A 17,910-nucleotide genomic window follows, 5' to 3' on the forward strand; every position below is an offset into this window, starting at 1 on the left:
ATGTCCATCGCTTCGTCATCCACGGGCGGAGCAAGGAGCGAAGCGACGCGGCGCAGACCCGAGGATCCATGCCGTGACTTCAAGGCGTTGCGGCGGTTCAGAATTCTGCTCCGCTGCGCCCCACGCTTGAGGTCACGGCATGGATTCCAGGGTCTCCGCGACGGAGCTCCGCTCCTGCTTCGCCCTGGAATGACGACGTCGCGGAGGCTCAAGCCAATCTCCAGCGTCTACGGCACGTCATGAGGTTGGCAAGCGTGAGCAATCTGGGCGCCACCATCACCGCCGAAGGCATCCGCTTTGCCGCCTGGTCCCCATCGGCGCGGCGCCTCTGGGTCTCGCTTTTCGATGGCAGCGGCAACCGCGAGATCGACCGGCTGGAGCTGAAGCCGGAAGGCGAGGGCGTGCATGCGCTCCTTGTCCCCGGCCTCGGCGACGGCATACGTTACGGCTTTCGCGCGGACGGCCCTTATGCTCCCGATCAGGGCCTTTGGTTCGACCCGGACAAGCTGCTCACCGACCCCTACGCCATAGAAATCGACCGGCCATATCAATATCACTGGCGTCTCGCCGCCAAACGCAACGAAGGCGCAGACACCGCATACCTGATGCCCAAGGCAATCGTGGTGGCGCCGCCCGAGGCCGTGGCGCCTTTGCCACCCCTCTTCAAGCCCGGCGGCCTGATCTACGAACTGAATGTCCGCTCCTTCACCAAGCTCCATCCCGACATTCCGGAAGCGCAGCGCGGCACCATCGCGGCGCTCGCCCAGCCCGCCATCATCGAGCACCTGAAGCGTCTCGGCGTCTCGGCCGTCGAGCTGATGCCGGTCACCGCGTCGATTGACGAGCGGCATCTGCCGCCGCTGGGCCTCAGCAACGCCTGGGGCTACAACCCCGTCACCTTCATGGCGCTCGACCCGCGCCTGGCGCCGGGTGGTCTCAAGGAACTGCGCGACACCGTCGCCGCGCTCCGCAAGGCAGGCATCGGCACCATCCTCGACCTCGTCTTCAACCATACCGGCGAGAGCGACCGGCTCGGGCCGACGCTGTCGCTGCGCGGGCTCGATGCGCTGGCCTATTACCGGCATCGGCCGGACGGCAGCTTGGCCAACGACACCGGCACCGGCAACACGGTCGCCTGCGACCATCCGGTGGTGCGCGAAATGGTGCTCGACACGCTGCGCCACTTCGTCCGCTTTGCCGGCGTCGACGGCTTCCGTTTCGATCTGGCGCCGGTGCTCGGCCGCGTCGACGGCGCCTTCGATCCGGAGGCGCCGCTGCTTCGGGCCATTGCCGATGATCCCGTGCTCGCCGACCGCGCGCTGATCGCCGAGCCCTGGGATATCGGTCCGAACGGCTACCAGCTCGGCAATTTCCGCCCGCCCTACCTGGAATGGAACGACCGCTACCGCGACGATGTCAGGCGCTTCTGGCGCGGCGATGCCGGCGCGATCGGCGCCTTGGCCACCCGTCTTGCCGGCTCGTCGGACGTGTTCGGCAGGGAAGGCCGGCCGACGAGCCGTAGTGTCAACTTCATCGCCGCGCATGACGGCATGACGCTGGCCGACATCGTCGCCTATGAGCGCAAGCACAACGAGGCCAATGGCGAGCAGAACCGCGATGGCCATAACGACAATCTGTCCTGGAACAACGGCGCCGAGGGCGAAACGGACGAAGAGGCGATCAGCCTGGCCCGCTCCAATGACCGGCGCGCGTTGCTTGCCACGCTTTTCGCCTCGCGCGGCACCATCATGCTGACCGCTGGCGACGAGTTCGGCCGCACGCAGAAGGGCAACAACAACGCTTATGCGCAGGACAACGCCATCACCTGGCTCGACTGGGCCGGCCGCGATCACGCGCTGGAGCAATACGCATCGTCGCTTGCCGCGCTGCGCCGCGCCTTCCCGGTGCTGGGGGATACGCAGTTGCTGACCGGCGCGCCCGCCGGCGGGTCGGAGATCCCCGATGTGTCCTGGCTCACCGAGACCGGCGTGCCGCTCGGCGAGGCCGACTGGAACGATGCCGGCCGACATCGCCTCGTCATGCTGCTCGGCGATAGCGAGAGCAAGCGCTTGGCGGTCATGATCAATGGCGATCGCCGGCAATGCGTCTTCACCTTGCCCGCGCGGGAAGGCTTCGAGTGGCGCCCGGCGGTCGAGACGCAGCCGGTCGATCTGGCGAGGCCGTTACCCGGTCGAAGCGTCGGTTTCATGATCGAGCGGCGTGCCGCTGGATCGCGCAACAGGAAAGGCTCATGATGGCTGGCGACAATTCCGGGCAAGGGAGCGAATGGTGGCGCGGCTGCGTCATCTATCAGGTCTATCCGCGCTCTTTCCAGGACACGACCGGCGACGGCAGCGGCGACCTCAAGGGCATCACCGCGCGGCTCGCCCATATCGCTTCGCTCGGCGCCGACGCGGTCTGGCTCTCGCCCTTCTTCAAGTCGCCGATGGCCGATATGGGTTATGACGTATCCGACTACCGTGACGTCGATCCGATGTTCGGCACGTTGGAGGATTTCGACGCGCTCATCGCCGAGGCGCATCGGCTCGGCCTGAAGCTCATCATCGACCAGGTGATCTCGCATTCTTCCGACAAGCACGAATGGTTCGTCGAAAGCCGCGCCAGCCGCGACAATGCCAAGACCGACTGGTACGTCTGGGCCGATGCGAAGCCGGACGGCAGCGCGCCCAACAATTGGCAATCGCTGTTCGGCGGCCCCGCCTGGGAGTGGGACGCCACCCGCCGGCAGTACTACATGCACAATTTCCTGGCCGCCCAGCCCGACTTGAATTTTCACAATTCGGAGGTCCAGGATGCGCTGCTCGACACGGTGCGCTTCTGGCTGGAGCGCGGCGTCGACGGCTTCCGGCTCGACACCGTCAACTACTATGTCCACGACCGCTGGCTGCGCGATAATCCGCCCTTGGCGTCAAGCGTCGCCGGCACCAACGGCGCCACCAGCACCTACGCGTTCCAGGAGCATCTTTTCGACAAGACGCGTCCGGAGAACCTCGACTTCCTGAAACGCTTCCGCTCGCTGCTCGACGAGTATCCGGACCGCGCCGCGGTCGGCGAGGTGGGCGACGAGGACCGTTCGCTGCAGACGCTCGCCGCCTATGTCTCCGGCGGCGACAAATTGCAGATGTGCTACACGTTCGACCTGCTCAGCCCGCAATTTTCCGCCGCTCATGTGCGCGGCTGCGTAGAGGCGTTCGAGACAACCGCGCCGGACGGCTGGGCCTGCTGGGCCTTCTCCAACCATGACGTCATGCGCCACGTCAGCCGCTGGACACGCCCCGGCGAGAACCCGGACGCGATGGCCAAATTCTCGATCGCGCTGCTGTCATGCCTGCGCGGCTCGATCTGCCTCTACCAGGGCGAGGAACTGGGGCTGGAGGAAGCCGAGCTCGCCTATGAGGATCTGCGCGATCCCGTTGGCATCCGCTTCTGGCCGGGCGTGAAGGGCAGGGACGGCTGCCGCACGCCGATGGTCTGGCAGGCAGAGGCGGAAAATGCCGGCTTCTCGACGGCCAAGCCCTGGCTGCCGGTGCCGCTGGCGCATCGCGGCCGCGCGGTCGACATTCAGGATGGCGAGGGCGGTTCCGTGCTCGCGGCCTACCGTTCGATCCTTGCCCTGCGCAGGCGTCATCCGGCGCTGATCGCCGGCTCGATCCGTTTTCTCGAGGCCGAGGGCGATGTGCTGGCCTTCATCCGCCAGCAGGAGGACGAGAGATTGCTGTGCGTCTTCAACTTCGCCGCGGAACCGGCGAGCTGGGTGCTGCCGGCCGAGATCGGGGACGCCGAGATAACGCCTCTTGCCGCTGATGTCGCCGGGGTTCTTGGCGGCGTTGTCGAGGAGAGCGCGTTGGCGTTGCCGCCCCTGGGCAGTTTCGTCGGAAGGATTGGCTGATAGCGGCCTACTGGACGAGCACCGAACGCCCGCATGTCGCGCCGGTCACGCGCACATCGGCCTCGCCTACATGGACGCCAAGTGCTCCAAGCACATTGTAGACCAGGTCGTCGACCGGCGCGGTCACGCCGTTGAGCAGGGTCGTCACCGCCGGCTTGACTGCGCCGAGCAGGGCGGTCACGTCGATGCCGAGCCCCAGCGCGTTGACCGACAGCGACAGGTTGTTGATCAGCGATGTCGTCAGCGACTGCGTCAGGTTCTTCGTCGACACCGTCTTGATCGCCTTGTTGGCGATGTCGGTGGCGTTGAAGGTCAGGTTGGTCGGCGTCATGTTGGTGACCGAGAAGGCCGACTGTCCATTGATCTGCAGCAGGTTGAGGTTGATCAGGAGCAATTTGAGGCTGACATCCGCGATCTCGGCGTCCGAGAAGGATTGCGGTTTGGTGAAGTCGGCGAAACCGCTGGCGCTGCTCTTGGCAAGATGAGCCTCGACGACACCCGGCTGCGCGGCGATCGAAACCTTGATGCTGGAGGGATCGGTCGGACAGGTGATATCGGTCAGCTTGGCCTCGGCATAGGCGACCTCGATGTTGAGCGGCAGGTTGACGGCAAGCAGATTGATGCCGCCGCCGAGATTGGAATTGCCAAGCGTGACGCTGGCGTTGAGCTTGATGCGCGTCTGCGCCGTGCGCACCACGGTGCCGGCTTCTCCCACCGCCAGCCAGGCCGAGTTCTGCATCGGCTCGCCGATGGCTATCGAAAGCGTCGTCGATGTCAGCCCGGGTATGGTGGCGCCGAGATTGACCGCAACCTGATTGGTGCCATTGGCCAGAGCGGCCGCCGCGGTGACCATGCTGAGCGCGCTGGCCGTCACGTTAAGCCCAGCCGGCTTTTGCCCGATGCCGAGATCGCCGACCGAGCCGAGGTCGATCAGGGTGCTGAGCGGAATCTTGACCGTGCTGGTGGCGCTGGAAGCCATGGTCTGCAGGGCGATCTTGGCCGTGTGGTCGAGCCCGGGCACATTGGCCATGGCGGTGGCGATCTGGCCGATCGTTGCCTTGGAGGCGAGCACGTCGGAATAGCTCACGCCGGTCAGGTGCAATTGCGTCGCCAGCGCATCGCTGAACGAAAGAACGTCGACATCAGCCGACACCAGTGAATTGTAATCCATCACGCTGAGCGAGATGTTGCCGCCGAGAAGGCCGCCAAGAAGCGCGTTGAGAATGCCGCCATTGAGGCTGGCGAGTCGCGAACCGACCGAGAAAGCCGCTTGCGGCTGCGCGCTGGCGATTGCCGTCGTGCCGAGCGTGGGCGGCGCCATGATCGAGCCGGCGAAATAGAGCGTGCCTTGCTTCTTCAGCGACACCTGCACGGCATTATAGGGCAGCTTCCCCGCCTCGAATCGGCTGCCGGCGGCAATGGTGCTGACGCCTGTGTAGCGCCCCGGCACGATCTGGACGACCGCCTTGGTGGCGGTTGGCGCCACGTTGGCGCCTTGTTGCTGCACCGCGACCGAGGTGATGCCGTTGTCGGCGAGCGTCGTCAGCACCGCCTGCTGGGCATTGGTGATGTTCGAGGCCGCGGTGATGGCCGCGAGGTCGACGATCGACTGCGCGGCGCGGCGTTCATTGTAAAGTGAGCCCTCGTCGATCGCGAAGGCGGTCAGCGCCAGCGCCACCGGCGTGCACAGCGCCGTCATGACGGCGAAATTCGCCCTGCGGTCGGCGAGCAGCCTCCGCGTCGCCGACATCAATCCCCCCTTGGCGGGCATCATATGCCTCCGACACGGATCGTCGACTGGCGCTTTATCGTCGTGCCCGGCAGGGGCAGCGTCTTGAACAGGTTCCAGATCGGCAGGTTACGCGCATCATAGGTGACGGAGACGACGAACTGGCTGCCATCAACGACACTGTCCTGTGCGTTGACGGTCAGCTTGTTGGGATCGACGAACGGATAGCCCGAGACGTCGTGGGCAATGAAATCGGTGACCAGTGCCTGCCGTTCGGTCTGGTTGAGGCCGGCGATCGCCGTCCGCGCCGCATCGGCGGCGATCTGCTGCACTGAGTGGCTGGCGCCGAAATAGATTCCGTATGCAACCATGCCGAGCAGAAGCAGGATGAAGATCGGCGCAAGCATGGCGAATTCGACCGCCGACGTGCCCGTGGCGTCTGTGCGGAAACAAGACCAAGAGACAAGGAATTTTCGGTTTTTCAGCATGTTGCGGAGAATGCCAAACCCTGCCTGCAAAAACAGAGAACACGTCGAACAACCGGCAGGTGTGCCAAGTTGAAAGCAAGCGCTAAGTATTAGTTTTCGCTGTTTTAGCGAGGCGACGCTCACTTAGCGTCAAGCGGGCAAATGGTTGAAATAAGATTTCGCTCTGTCTAGTGTCCTGCCACCAGCCGCCGGAAGGAACCGGCGGCACGCCTGAAACGGGGCTGTTTCAACGGTTCCAGGGCGTCAACACCTAAGAAGGCACGGCTGAGGGGCTGCGCCGACCGGGAGAGACTTCATGCTGAAAAACATGCTGAAGGCGACGGCGTTCGCCACCACCTTGGCTCTGGCCACGGGCTCCTTCTACACCCATGCTTTCGCCGAAACCGTCTACAACCGCGGCGCCGCCGCGGAGGCGGAGACGGTCGATCCGCACAAGACGTCGACGACCTACGAGGCCGACATCATACGCGACCTGTTCCAGGGTCTCGTCATGCATGACCAGAAGACGAACCTCATTCCGGGCGCCGCCGAAAGCTGGACGGTGTCCGACGACGGCACTGTCTACACCTTCAAGCTGCGCAAGGACGGCCTCTGGTCGGATGGCAGCCCGGTGACGGCGGACGACTTCGTCTATTCGTTCCACCGGCTCGAAGATCCGGCCACCGCTGCGGAATACGCCTCGATGCTCTATCCGGTGAAGGGCGCCGAGGACTTCAACACCAAGAAAGGCAAGGCCGAGGACATGGGCGTGAAGGCGATCGACGCCAACACGCTCGAAGTCACGCTGAAGGCTCCGACGCCCTACTTCCTGGAGATGCTGACCCACCAGGCGACCTACCCGGTCAACAAGGCTTCCATGGACAAGCTCGGCGCCGACTGGATCAAGCCGGGCAAGCTGGTTTCGAACGGCGCCTACACGCTGGCTGAGTGGGTTCCCAACGACCATATGAAACTGGTCAAGAACCCGAAGTTCTGGGACGCCGCGAGCGTCAAGCTGGACGTGGTCAACTACATCCCGACCGAGGATCGCTCGTCGGCGATGAAGCGCTTCGAGGCCGGCGAGCTCGACAGCTATGGTGACCTGCCGACCGAACAGCTCGCCGATCTCAAGACCAAATTCGGTGATCAGGTCCGTGTCGGGCCATATCTCGGCACCTATTATTTTGCGATCAAGACCGACAAGGCGCCTTGGGACAATGTCGAGCTGCGCAACGCCATCTCGATGGCGATCGATCGCGACTTCCTCGCCGAGAAGGTCTGGCAGAACTCCATGCTGCCCGGCTATTCGATGGTGCCTCCGGGCATCGAAGGCTACACGCCGGCACTGGCCAAATACGCCGACACGCCGCAGATCGACCGCGAGGACGAGGCCAAGAAGATCCTGGAGAAGCTCGGCTATACGCCCGAGCATCCGCTGAAGATGGAGATCCGCTACAACACCTCGGAGAACCATAAGAATACGGCGGTCGCCATCCAGGAACAGCTGAAGCCGCTCGGCGTCGAGGTGACGCTGCTCAACACCGACACCAAGACCCACTATGCCTTCCTCGAGCAGAAGGGCAACTACGACGTGGCCCGCGCCGCCTGGATCGCCGACTACAAGGATCCGGAGACCTTCCTCGGCATCTCGCGCAAGGCGAGCGGCAACAACTACTCGAACTACAACAGCCCGGCCTATGAAGCCGCGATGGACAAGGCCGCCGCCGCCGGCGGCAAGCCGGAAGAGCGCATGAAGGACCTCGCCGAGGCCGAGCGCATCCTCATCGACGACGTTGGCGCGATCCCGCTGCTCTACTACAGCTACCACGACATCGTGTCTTCGAAGGTGCATGGCTTCGACGACAATGTGATGGACATTCATCCGTCCCGCTTCATCTCCAAGGACTGACAAGCAACCTTGGCCGTGCCGCCGCTCCCCCTTTTTTGGGGAGCGGCGGTCACGGTCTGTCGTCGTGCCGGGCCGAAAGTCGGGTTGGATTTTCGAGTGCCCCGGTGCGAAGATCAGAGATGCCAGCGCGCCACGATCTCGTCTGGAGAGCCGTCGCCCTGGCTGAAGCGGGGCGCCGATGCTGCGTTATGTCTTCCGGCGGCTGTTGACCGCCATCCCGACGCTGTTCGTCATCGTGACGGTGGCGTTCTTCCTGATCCGCGTCGCGCCTGGCGGCCCGTTCAACCAGGAGCGGGGGCTGAGCCCCGAGATCAGGGCCAATCTTGAAGCCCAGTTCGGCCTCAACGATCCGCTCTGGCTGCAATATGTCCACTATCTCGGCAATCTTTTGCGCGGCAGTTTCGGCCCGAGCTACAACCTGCCGGATTTCACCGTCACCGAACTTTTCGCCAAGGGCCTGCCGATCTCCGTTCAGCTCGGCACGTCGGCATTGGTGCTGGCGCTGCTTCTCGGTTCCATCCTGGGCACCATCGCGGCGCTCAACCAGAACAAGCTTGCCGACTATTCGGTGATCGCCCTGGCCACCGCCGGCAGCACCATCCCCACCTTCGTCATCGCGCCGGTGATCCAGCTCGTCTTCGGGCTGTCCTGGAAGCTGTTGCCGATCGGCGGCTGGGGTGACGGCGCCTTGATCAACAAGGTCGGCCCGGTGCTGACGCTGGCCTTGCCGCAGATCGCCATTGTCGCGCGCCTGATGCGCGGCTCGATGATCGAGAGCCTGCGCTCGCACCATATCCGCACTGCTCGCGCGCTCGGCCTCTCCGACTGGTCGGTGGTGGTCAAGCACGCGCTGCGCGGCGCCGTGCTGCCGATCGTCTCCTTCACCGGTCCCGCAGCCGCAGCCCTGCTCACCGGCTCGATCATTGTCGAGACCATCTTCTCGATCCCTGGGGTCGGCCGCTACTTCGTCGACGCAGCGCTCAACCGCGACTACACGCTGGTCATGGGAACCGTGGTGGTGATCGCGCTCTTCACCATCGTCTTCAACCTGATCGTCGATCTTCTCTATGCGGTCGTTGATCCGAGGGTGCGCTATGACTGATCTCGCCGTCGCCGTGCCCGAGCCTATCGCCGGCCGCTCGCTCTGGGGCAACGCCTGGGCGCGACTGAAGCGCAACCGCGCCGCCATGTTCAGCCTCTACTATCTGGCCTTCATCTCCGTCATCAGCGTGTTCGGCCCAATGGTCGTGCCGCATGAATACACCACCATCTACGGCGACTATGTGCGCATGCCGCCGAGCCTGTCGGCCTATCCGAAGCCCGACATGATCCAGGGCGCGCTCACCGATGCCATCAAGCGCATGCGCGCCGACATCAAGGAATGGCACCAGGACGGCAATCGCGTCATCGTCACCGTCACCTCGACCAAGCCGATCGACGACCGCAACATCCGCTATCTCGACCGTTCCGACGCCTTTGACGACACCAGGATCGAAAACAAGTCGCCCGACGGCCGCGAAGTGACGATGAGCTCGGCCGTGAAGCAGCAATATTTCTTCTTCGGCACCGACAACACCGGCCGCGACCTGCTCTCGCGCACGCTGATGGCCGGCCGCATTTCGCTCGCCATCGGCCTGCTTGCCGGCGTCGTCGCCGGCGTCATCGGCGTCATCTACGGCGCGACGGCCGGCTTTGCCGGCGGCAGGGTCGACGAGGTGATGATGCGCATCGTCGACGTGCTCTATTCGCTGCCCTTCATCTTCTTCGTCATCATGCTGGTCGTGTTCTTCGGCCGCAACTTCGTGCTGATGTTTTTAGCGGTCGGCGCCGTGCTGTGGCTCGACATGGCACGCATCGTGCGCGGGCAGGCGCTGTCGATCCGCAGGCAGGAATATGTCCAGGCGGCGGAAGCGATGGGCGTCGGCCAGCGCGGCATTCTGCTGCGCCATGTGATCCCCAATCTGCTTGGCCCGGTCGTCATCTACATGACGCTCTTGGTGCCGCAGGTCATCATCCTGGAGAGCTTCCTCTCCTTCCTCGGCCTCGGCGTGCAGGAGCCGATGACCAGCTGGGGCGTGCTGATCTCGGTCGGCGCCAAGAACATCGGCTACGCCAACTGGCTGCTCCTGTTCCCGGCCTTCTTCCTTGTCTCGACGCTGTTTGCCCTCAATTTCGTCGGCGACGGACTGCGCGACGCGCTTGACCCGAAGGACCGCTGACATGCCAACCGAAACGATCCTCAGCGTCAAGGACCTGCGCGTCCGCTTCCAGACCCTCGACGGCACCGTAGAGGCCGTCAAAGGCATCAGCATCCAGGTCAATGCCGGCGAGACGGTCGCCGTCGTCGGCGAGTCCGGCTCCGGCAAGAGCCAGACGATGATGGCGGCGATGAACCTCTTGTCCTCCAACGGTGAGGCGAGCGGCCAGGTCGACTATCGCGGCCAGAACCTTCTGGCCATGTCGAAGAGCGAGCTCAACAAGGTGCGCGGCCGCAAGATCAGCATGATCTTCCAGGAGCCGATGACCTCGCTCGACCCGCTCTACACCATCGGCAACCAGTTGATGGAGCCGATCCGCCGCCACCGCGGGCTTTCCGGGGCGGCGGCGCGCGACGAAGCGCTGAAGCTTTTGCGGCTGGTGCACATTCCCGATCCCGAGCGGCGCATGAAATCCTACCCGCACGAAATGTCGGGCGGCCAGCGGCAGCGCGTCATGATCGCCATGGCTTTGGCCAACGATCCCGACATCCTGATCGCCGACGAGCCGACCACGGCGCTCGACGTCACCATCCAGGCGCAGATCCTGATGCTGCTTGCCGAACTGCAGCGCAAGCTCGGCATGGCGATCGTCTTCATCACCCACGACCTCGGCATCGTGCGCCGTTTCGCCGACCGGGTCTATGTCATGCGCCAGGGCGAGGTGGTGGAGGAGGGCGCAGCGGAAGCGCTCTTTGCCAATCCGCAGCACCCCTACACCAAAATGCTGCTCGCAGCCGAGCCGACCGGCAGCAAGGCAGCGCCGCCGGCCAATTCGCCGGTATTGCTCGAGGGCCGCAATGTCGAGGTCGTCTTCAAGATCGGCGGCGGCTTCCTTGGCGGCGAGCCGCTGATGCTGCGCGCGGTGGACAAGATCTCGGTCCGGCTGAAGCGCAACCAGACCATCGGCATCGTCGGCGAGTCCGGTTCAGGCAAGTCCACGCTTGGCCGCGCGCTGCTCAGGCTCTTGCCCAGCGACGGCGTCATCCGCTTCGGCGACCGCGACATCTCAGAGGCCGACCGCCAGGCGATGCGGCCGCTCAGGCGCGAATTGCAGCTCGTCTTCCAGGATCCGTTCGGTTCGCTGTCGCCGCGCATGACGGTCGGCCAGGTGATCACCGAAGGCCTCTTGGTGCATGAGCCCGCGCTAACCGGCAAGCAGCGCGACCAGCGCGCTGTCGAGGCGCTGCGCGAGGTTGGCCTCGATCCCAACGCCCGCAATCGCTACCCGCACGAATTCTCCGGCGGCCAGCGCCAGCGCATCGCCATTGCCCGCGCCATGATCCTGAAGCCAAAGGTGGTGGTGCTGGACGAGCCGACCTCGGCGCTCGACCGCTCGGTGCAGAAGCAGATCGTGGAACTGCTGCGTAAGCTGCAGGCCGACCACGAGCTGTCCTACCTGTTCATCAGCCACGACCTCGCGGTGGTGCGCGCCATGGCCGATTACATCATCGTCATGAAGCAGGGAAAGATCGTCGAGGAAGGCCCGACGCAGGAGATCTTCGACAATCCGCGCGAGGCCTACACGCAGACGCTGATGAACGCGGCGATCGACTCGACACGATTCCGCGTCAGCGCTTGAGGCCGGCGAGCCCGACAGGGCGCCGGCTCACTGCGCGGAGGGGCACCGTTGCTTTCTGGCTGTGACGATCGCCTGCTGCTGTTGCTGCAGCCGTTCGATCCGAGCGCTTTCGCGATTGGCAACCACCGTCTTCACACGTTCGCCGCCGAGCAGCCAGTTCGGCACGCTGGTGCTGGCGACCTTGCCGCGGGCGATTGCGGTGCGCGAAATATCCGTGGCGGTGTCGCCCACCGCATTGTTGAGCTCGGCGCAGTTCATCTTGTCGTATTTCGCCGGACTGATCGAAGCGGTGGTCGACGAGCAGCCTGCCGTGGACAGGAGGAATACGAGTATGGGTAGAATGCCCGTCGGCGTGAATTTCATACTCTCGACCCTGGTTCGCCGTCCTGTAGTCCCACGCATCCCGAGCAAAGCGGTTGCCATTAGGCCAAAGTGAGAGACCATTGTCGAGCATTGTCGCACGATTCTGTTTCCGAAGATCAGCCCGTCGTGCTCACCCTGCTGTTGGCATAATATGCTATATGCCTGTATCATGCCTGTTGAATTGGAGCTGATATCGCGATGCCGACACGCAATGTTGTGCTGACGGAACACCTCGAGAAGTGATCGATCGGCTGGTGAAAACCGGGCGTTATCAGAACGCAAGCGAGGTGTTGCGTGACGGCTTGCGGCTGGTCGAGCAGCGCGAGGCGAGGGAGACGGCGAAGCTCGCGGCACTCAGGGAGGCTGCCAATATCGGCTTCCACGACATCGAACAAGGTCGCTTCGAGGACATTGCCGAAGACGACCTCGAAGAATTCATAAGCGGCCTGGGGCAACAGGCAAGCGCACGCGCGAAAAAAGCCGGCCTGTAAGACCATGGCCCCATACCGGCTTTCCGGGGCCGCGAAGGAAGACATCGTTCAGATACTCGCCTACACGGAAGTCAATTTCGGTGACGTCGCGCGTGTCCGGTACGAACGGCTGTTGATCGTGGCTCTGCGCGACATAGCCGCCGATCCAGAGCGGGTGGGCAGCACCGTCCGTGCGGAGTTGGGAAACAATATCCGCAGCTGTCACCTGCGCTACAGTCGGGATCGCGCGCGGACCGAACATGGCATCGTGCTACGACCGCGCCGTTTCTTGCTCTACCGGACGACACTTCAGGTCATCGGAATTGGCCGCGTTCTTCACGACGCGATGGAACTACGGCACCATCTGCCGGAGAGTTACGGTGACGATTGATTTCGGGAAAAGCCAAGTGCTTGTTTTTTCTGGTCGGAGTGGCAGGATTTGAACCTGCGACCCCCTCGTCCCGAACGAGGTGCGCTACCAGACTGCGCTACACTCCGTGACCAGACGGCGGGCTTATAGCCGCCGCTTTTCGATACTGCAAGCGGCAATGGCAGCACTTCTGTCGCATTTCGTCGGCTTTCGTCGCGCCGGTTGGGCCGGCAGCGGATCGAGGCAGTTCGTGAGAGGCGAGTTCCAGCCTTGTGCGACCGACCATGACCCCGCTAAAACGGGTCCCGCGGCCGCCTGGAGTTCCGAATCTTGCCTCAGCGCATCGTCAGTTTCGTCATGAGTGGCGGCGTAGGGTCGCGGCTGTGGCCGCTGTCGCGCGAGGACAACCCCAAGCAGTTCCACGATTTTTCCGGCGATGGCTCGATGCTGGCCAGGACGCTGCGTCGGCTGGCGGCGCGGCCGGACGGCGAGACACCGATCTTCCTGATCGCCGCGGAGCGCCACGCCGAGCGCGTCCATGCCGACCTTGCCGGCATCGATCTCAAGGGCGGCGGGCCGCTGTTCGAGCCGACGGGCCGCAACACGGCAGCAGCCGTCGCGCTGGCCAGCCTGCGCACACTCTCCGAATATGGCGACGAGCTCGTGCTGGTGGTGCCGTCGGATCATGAGATATCCACGCCTCGCCAGTTCTGGCAAAGCATAGAGGCTGGCGCGGCCGCGGCAAATGCCGGCCGGCTCGTTGTGTTCGGCCTCAAGCCGACTCAGCCCGAGACCGGCTACGGCTATATCGAGGTCGGGGCGGACAGGGCCGGCGTGTTCGACGTCTCGCGCTTCGTCGAGAAGCCGGATCTCGCCACGGCCCAGACATATCTCGGTGCCGGCAATTTCTACTGGAACACCGGCATCTTCCTGTTCCGCGCCCAGGCCATGCGCGATGCCTTCGCCGCTTTCGAGCCAGGGATCTGGCAGGCGACTGAGGCCGCCTACAACGCGGCAACCAGCGATCTTTCGGGCCTTTACATGCCGCTGGAGCTCTACTCGGCCATTCCGTCGACCTCGATCGACTATGCCATCATGGAGCGCGCTAGGGACATCGCCATGGTGCCGGCCGGCTTCCGCTGGAACGACCTCGGTTCCTGGCAGTCGCTGCTCGATGTCGGCCCGTCCGACAAGGACGGCAACGTCATCCTCGGCGATGTCGTCGCCATCGATTGCGAAAACTCCTATATCCGCGGCGATGGACGCCTGCTGTCGGCGATCGGCATGAAGGATGTCGCTATCGTTTCGACGGCCGACGCCACCTTCGTCGCGCCGGTCAGCCATAGCCAGCACGTCAAGAAGATCGTCGAGCAACTGGAGAAATCCGGCCGGCTGGAGACGAGATTCACGCCGGCGCATGATCGCGTCATCGAGAGCGGCGCCTGGCGGCGGCGCGTGCGCCACTGGCTGTTCGAGGAGACACTGCCGCTGTGGTCGACGGTCGGCGTCGATGAGCGCCATGGCGGCTTCCACGAAGCGCTCGGCTTTGACGCCGCGCCGTTGATGAAACCCAAGCGAATGCGCACGCAGGCGCGCCAGGTCTACGCCTTCGCGGTGGCCAAGGAGCGTGGCTGGGACGGTCCGGCGGACAGGCTGATCGCCCACGGCATCGACTTCATGGCCGGGCAGGGCCGAACGAAGCGCGGCGGCTGGGTCCGCACGCTCAACATCGATGGCTCGGTCGCCGATCCTGTCGAGGATGCGTACGATCATTCCTGCGTACTTCTGGCGCTGGCGCACGCCCACATTTCGGGCCATCCCGACGCGTTGCGGCTCGGCGAGGAGACGTTTGCCTTCCTCGACGCGCATCTGGAAGATGCCCGCATGACCGGCTTTCTGGAAACCTCCGACGGGGCGGAAGAGCGGCGCTCCAACCCGCATATGCACCTGCTCGAGGCCTTCCTCGCTTGGCACAAGGCGACGGGCGAGCGCGCTTATCTGCGCCGCGCCGCGCGCATCATCGACCTCTTCCGCAGTCATTTCTTCGATGCCGAAAGCTGGACGATCGGCGAGTATTTCGACAAGGGCTGGAAGCCGGTAGCGGGCGAGAAGGGGAGCTGGACCGAGCCTGGCCATCATTTCGAATGGGCCTCCTTGCTGGTCGATTTCGCCGCCCGCAGCGGCCAGAGCGAACTCACCGCTTTCGCCCGCAAGCTTTATGCCTCGGCCATTGCCAATGGCCTTAACCGCTCCACCGGCCTTGCCTATGGCGCGGTCTCGCGCCAGGGGCTGCCGCTGGATACGGTCTCGCGCGGCTGGCCGCAGGCCGAGGCGATCAAGGCGGCGATCGCGCTGGACGGGTCGGGCGGGCCGGACCTCAAGCCCGAGATCGAGGCGCGCGTCGGTCGCCTGTTCCGCTGGCACATCGATCCGGCGCCGCTCGGCCTCTGGATCGATCGCATCGACGAGCGCGGCCGCTCACTGGCGACCGAGGTGCCGGCCAGCATCTTCTACCATCTGGTCTATGCGCTGACGCAGTATCTGGACGGGACGGCGCAGAAGGGGTGAGCCGTTTCCGGCCCGGCCTGACCAAGCATCGTCGTCACGGCGTCGCGGTCCCGCGGACGATCAGCGACAGCATCGCGACGACCGGCGGCGCCGCGAATGACCAGACACCGATCTGCACATGGAGAGCCGCGGCCGTTCCGCATCCGAGAGCGAAGACGGCACCACGCCCGACATCCGCGCGAGGCGCGCCCGTGACGCGGCGGCGGCTTCGGCGGACGAGCCGTAGACCAGGTCGGCCAGATCCAGCATGATCTGGGTCGTGGTGCCCGTCATCAACGTCGACGGCGGCAGGCTGGGGAGATAGACGCGGTGAGCGGCGTTCTGCACCGCCATGGCCGAAACCAATATCATTCCCGTCACGATGGCGGCCCAATGGTCGCCATCCGGGAAAGGCCCGAGCCGGACCGCCAAAACGGCGGCCGCGATCAATAATACGAGCTTGATCGACAGCAGGTAACGAAATACCGGCGCCTCCCGGTGTCTCAGCGCGTTCGACAACAGCCGGCTGAGGATGACAACTGCGCAAAAGACCGGCAGCGCAAGCAGTTTCGCCAGGGCGCCCGACGTGCCGAGCGCCAGGGAGGCGCCGAGCGTCACGAAGTTGCCGGTGACATGCGCGGTAAACAGCCCCTGCAGCGCCAGGAAACCCATCGTGTCGACATAGCCGCCGTTGAAGCCGAGCAGCAGCGGCAAGACGACTGGTCGCTTGTCCTTGGCTTCACCAGCCATCTTGGCTTCCTTTGCCTTCGGCGCCGCCGGCAAGCTTATGGCAAACCAGGGCAAGGAGAACAACGCGATGATCTGCCGGAGCGAATCGCGACATCAATAAGGCGCCGCCACGTCACCCGTCTCGACATAAACCGCCTTGAGCTGCGAATAATGCGCCAGCGCGGCCAGCGAATTCTCGCGCCCGATGCCGGATTGCTTGACGCCGCCGAAGGGCATTTCCACAGGCGTGAGGTTGTAGGCGTTGATCCAGCAGGTGCCGGCCTGCAGCTCGGCGATCACCCGATGCGCGCGCGGCAGATCGCGGGTGAACACGCCGGCCGCCAGCCCGAATTCGGTGTCGTTGGCGCGCTCGATCACCTCGTCCTCGCTGTCGAACTTCAAGACGCTCATCACCGGTCCGAAGATCTCTTCGCGCGCGATGCGCATCGTATCGGTGACGCCGGTGAACACGGTCGGCTCGATGAAGAAACCGCCCTCGAAGCCCCGCAGCGACGGTACATTGCCGCCGCAGGCGAGGCTCGCGCCTTCCTGCTTGCCGGCTTCGATGTACGAGACGACCTTCTCCTGCTGCAGCCTGTTGACCAGCGGCCCCATCTGCGTTTCCGGATCGAGCGGATCGCCGATGCGGATCGTCTTGGTGCGCTCGACCAGCCGCTCGACGAAGCGGTCGTGCAGGCCTTTCTGCACGAAGACGCGCGTGCCGTTGGAGCAGATCTGGCCGCTGGAGTAAAAATTGCCGAGCATGGCGCCGCCGATGGCGTTTTCGAGATCGGCGTCGTCGAAGACGATCAGCGGCGACTTGCCGCCGAGCTCCATGGTCGCGTGCTTCATCTTGGAGCCGGCAAGCGACAGCACCTTTCGGCCGGTCGGCACCGAGCCGGTCACCGAAACCTTTGCCACCACATCATGGCCGACGAGGCCGGCGCCGACATCGCCATAGCCCTGCACAACATTGAACAACCCGTCCGGCAGTCCGGCTTCCGAGTAGATCTCGGCCAGCGCCAGCGCCGACAGCGGCGTGTTCTCAGACGGCTTGAACACCATGGCGTTGCCCATGGCCAAAGCCGGCGCCGATTTCCAGCCGGCGATCTGGATCGGATAGTTCCAGGCGCCGATGCCGACGCAGACGCCGAGCGGCTCGCGGCGCGTGTAGGCGAAAGGTCCGCCGAGATCGATCATCTCGCCGTTGAAGGCGGCGACCGCTCCGGCGAAATATTCGAGGCAATCCGCGGCCGACGGCGCGTCCGCCACCAGCGTCTCCTGGATCGCCTTGCCAGTGTCCAGCGTTTCGATGCGGGCGAGGTCGGCATTGCGCGCGCGCAAAATGTCGGCGGCGCGGCGCAGGATGCGGCCGCGCTCGACAGGCTTCAGCCGCGCCCATGCCGGCTGCGCGGAGCGGGCCGCCTCGATCGCCAGCTCCAGCACGTTCGGCGTCGCCGAATGCAGGGTGGCGATGGTCTCGCCGGTTGCCGGATAGATCACCGGCAGCGGCGTGCCGCCCACATCCTCGATATAGCGACCGTTGACATAGTGCGATGCGGTCGGCTGGGCGCGCATG

At 64.5% G+C, this 17,910-nt stretch carries 12 protein-coding genes, 1 tRNA gene and 2 pseudogenes; 9 read left to right on the forward strand and 6 right to left on the reverse strand.

The features are described 5' to 3' along the window. The first annotated feature begins 254 nt into the window (after window positions 1-254). Entirely contained in the window at window positions 255-2,255 is a 2,001-nt protein-coding gene (glgX, locus tag EN862_RS12920; protein WP_127867141.1) for a glycogen debranching protein GlgX, read from the forward strand. After that, window positions 2,252-3,910: an alpha-glucosidase family protein gene (locus EN862_RS12925; RefSeq protein ID WP_189401764.1), complete on the forward strand. Its 1,659-nt coding sequence runs from the start codon at window positions 2,252-2,254 to the stop codon at window positions 3,908-3,910. The genes glgX and EN862_RS12925 overlap by 4 nt, the downstream gene beginning before the upstream one ends. Before the next feature lie 7 nt (window positions 3,911-3,917). On the opposite strand, the gene EN862_RS12930 is transcribed toward EN862_RS12925, so the two are convergent. Beyond that, entirely contained in the window at window positions 3,918-5,660 is a 1,743-nt protein-coding gene (locus tag EN862_RS12930; RefSeq protein WP_245519565.1) for a pilus assembly protein TadG-related protein, read from the reverse strand. A gap of 20 nt (window positions 5,661-5,680) precedes the next feature. Beyond that, a complete protein-coding gene (locus tag EN862_RS12935) occupies window positions 5,681-6,046 on the reverse strand; it encodes a TadE/TadG family type IV pilus assembly protein (RefSeq protein ID WP_245519566.1) in 366 nt (121 codons plus the stop codon). 376 nt (window positions 6,047-6,422) lie between these two features. Between EN862_RS12935 and EN862_RS12940 the strand changes: the two genes are divergently transcribed. The 4 genes from EN862_RS12940 (at window position 6,423) to EN862_RS12955 (ending at window position 11,852) form a co-directional block, all read left to right on the forward strand. Further along, the gene (locus EN862_RS12940; protein WP_127867143.1) at window positions 6,423-8,015 is read left to right on the forward strand and encodes a peptide ABC transporter substrate-binding protein; all 1,593 of its coding nucleotides are present in this window, start codon (window positions 6,423-6,425) and stop codon (window positions 8,013-8,015) included. Window positions 8,016-8,193: 178 nt separating this feature from the next. Further along, window positions 8,194-9,117, forward strand: a complete 924-nt coding sequence (locus EN862_RS12945) for an ABC transporter permease subunit (RefSeq protein ID WP_127867144.1) — start codon at window positions 8,194-8,196, stop codon at window positions 9,115-9,117. Continuing rightward, a complete protein-coding gene (locus tag EN862_RS12950; RefSeq protein ID WP_127867145.1) occupies window positions 9,110-10,234 on the forward strand; it encodes an ABC transporter permease subunit in 1,125 nt (374 codons plus the stop codon). Before EN862_RS12945 ends, EN862_RS12950 begins: the two co-directional genes overlap by 8 nt. A gap of 1 nt (window position 10,235) precedes the next feature. Continuing rightward, on the forward strand, window positions 10,236-11,852 hold the full coding sequence (locus tag EN862_RS12955; protein WP_127867146.1) for an ABC transporter ATP-binding protein: 1,617 nt from the start codon (window positions 10,236-10,238) through the stop codon (window positions 11,850-11,852). Window positions 11,853-11,879: 27 nt separating this feature from the next. On the opposite strand, the gene EN862_RS12960 is transcribed toward EN862_RS12955, so the two are convergent. Continuing rightward, on the reverse strand, window positions 11,880-12,215 hold the full coding sequence (locus tag EN862_RS12960) for a hypothetical protein (RefSeq protein ID WP_127867147.1): 336 nt from the start codon (window positions 12,213-12,215) through the stop codon (window positions 11,880-11,882). 198 nt (window positions 12,216-12,413) lie between these two features. Between EN862_RS12960 and EN862_RS12965 the strand changes: the two are divergent. Together EN862_RS12965 and EN862_RS12970 are read left to right on the forward strand one after the other, a co-directional pair. Further along, window positions 12,414-12,706: pseudogene (locus EN862_RS12965) on the forward strand (type II toxin-antitoxin system ParD family antitoxin). A gap of 4 nt (window positions 12,707-12,710) precedes the next feature. Continuing rightward, window positions 12,711-13,076, forward strand: a complete 366-nt coding sequence (locus EN862_RS12970) for a type II toxin-antitoxin system RelE/ParE family toxin (protein ID WP_127867148.1) — start codon at window positions 12,711-12,713, stop codon at window positions 13,074-13,076. 30 nt (window positions 13,077-13,106) lie between these two features. Here EN862_RS12970 and EN862_RS12975 read toward each other — a convergent pair. Beyond that, window positions 13,107-13,183: transfer RNA gene (locus EN862_RS12975), tRNA-Pro, on the reverse strand. A gap of 202 nt (window positions 13,184-13,385) precedes the next feature. Here EN862_RS12975 and EN862_RS12980 point away from each other — a divergent pair. Further along, window positions 13,386-15,623, forward strand: a complete 2,238-nt coding sequence (locus tag EN862_RS12980; protein ID WP_127867149.1) for an AGE family epimerase/isomerase — start codon at window positions 13,386-13,388, stop codon at window positions 15,621-15,623. A 34-nt stretch (window positions 15,624-15,657) separates the two neighbouring features. Here EN862_RS12980 and EN862_RS12985 read toward each other — a convergent pair. Both EN862_RS12985 and betB read right to left on the reverse strand, forming a co-directional pair. Continuing rightward, a pseudogene (locus tag EN862_RS12985) lies at window positions 15,658-16,352 on the reverse strand (YoaK family protein). A 93-nt stretch (window positions 16,353-16,445) separates the two neighbouring features. Next, complete coding sequence (gene betB, locus EN862_RS12990) at window positions 16,446-17,909, reverse strand: betaine-aldehyde dehydrogenase (RefSeq protein ID WP_127867150.1); 1,464 nt, start codon at window positions 17,907-17,909, stop codon at window positions 16,446-16,448. Between the last annotated feature and the right edge of the window lies 1 nt (window position 17,910).

Source organism: Mesorhizobium sp. M2E.F.Ca.ET.219.01.1.1 (assembly GCF_004016445.2).
Lineage (GTDB): Bacteria > Pseudomonadota > Alphaproteobacteria > Rhizobiales > Rhizobiaceae > Mesorhizobium.

Coding starts and splice junctions, on each gene's coding strand:
- betB (WP_127867150.1), bottom strand. CDS start 17,909: ATGCGCGCCCAGCCGACCGCATCGCACTATGTCAACGGTCGCTATATC.
- EN862_RS12970 (WP_127867148.1), top strand. CDS start 12,711: ATGGCCCCATACCGGCTTTCCGGGGCCGCGAAGGAAGACATCGTTCAG.
- EN862_RS12960 (WP_127867147.1), bottom strand. CDS start 12,215: ATGAAATTCACGCCGACGGGCATTCTACCCATACTCGTATTCCTCCTG.
- EN862_RS12930 (WP_245519565.1), bottom strand. CDS start 5,660: ATGTCGGCGACGCGGAGGCTGCTCGCCGACCGCAGGGCGAATTTCGCC.
- EN862_RS12925 (WP_189401764.1), top strand. CDS start 2,252: ATGATGGCTGGCGACAATTCCGGGCAAGGGAGCGAATGGTGGCGCGGC.
- EN862_RS12955 (WP_127867146.1), top strand. CDS start 10,236: ATGCCAACCGAAACGATCCTCAGCGTCAAGGACCTGCGCGTCCGCTTC.
- EN862_RS12945 (WP_127867144.1), top strand. CDS start 8,194: ATGCTGCGTTATGTCTTCCGGCGGCTGTTGACCGCCATCCCGACGCTG.
- EN862_RS12950 (WP_127867145.1), top strand. CDS start 9,110: ATGACTGATCTCGCCGTCGCCGTGCCCGAGCCTATCGCCGGCCGCTCG.
- EN862_RS12935 (WP_245519566.1), bottom strand. CDS start 6,046: ATGCTTGCGCCGATCTTCATCCTGCTTCTGCTCGGCATGGTTGCATAC.
- EN862_RS12940 (WP_127867143.1), top strand. CDS start 6,423: ATGCTGAAAAACATGCTGAAGGCGACGGCGTTCGCCACCACCTTGGCT.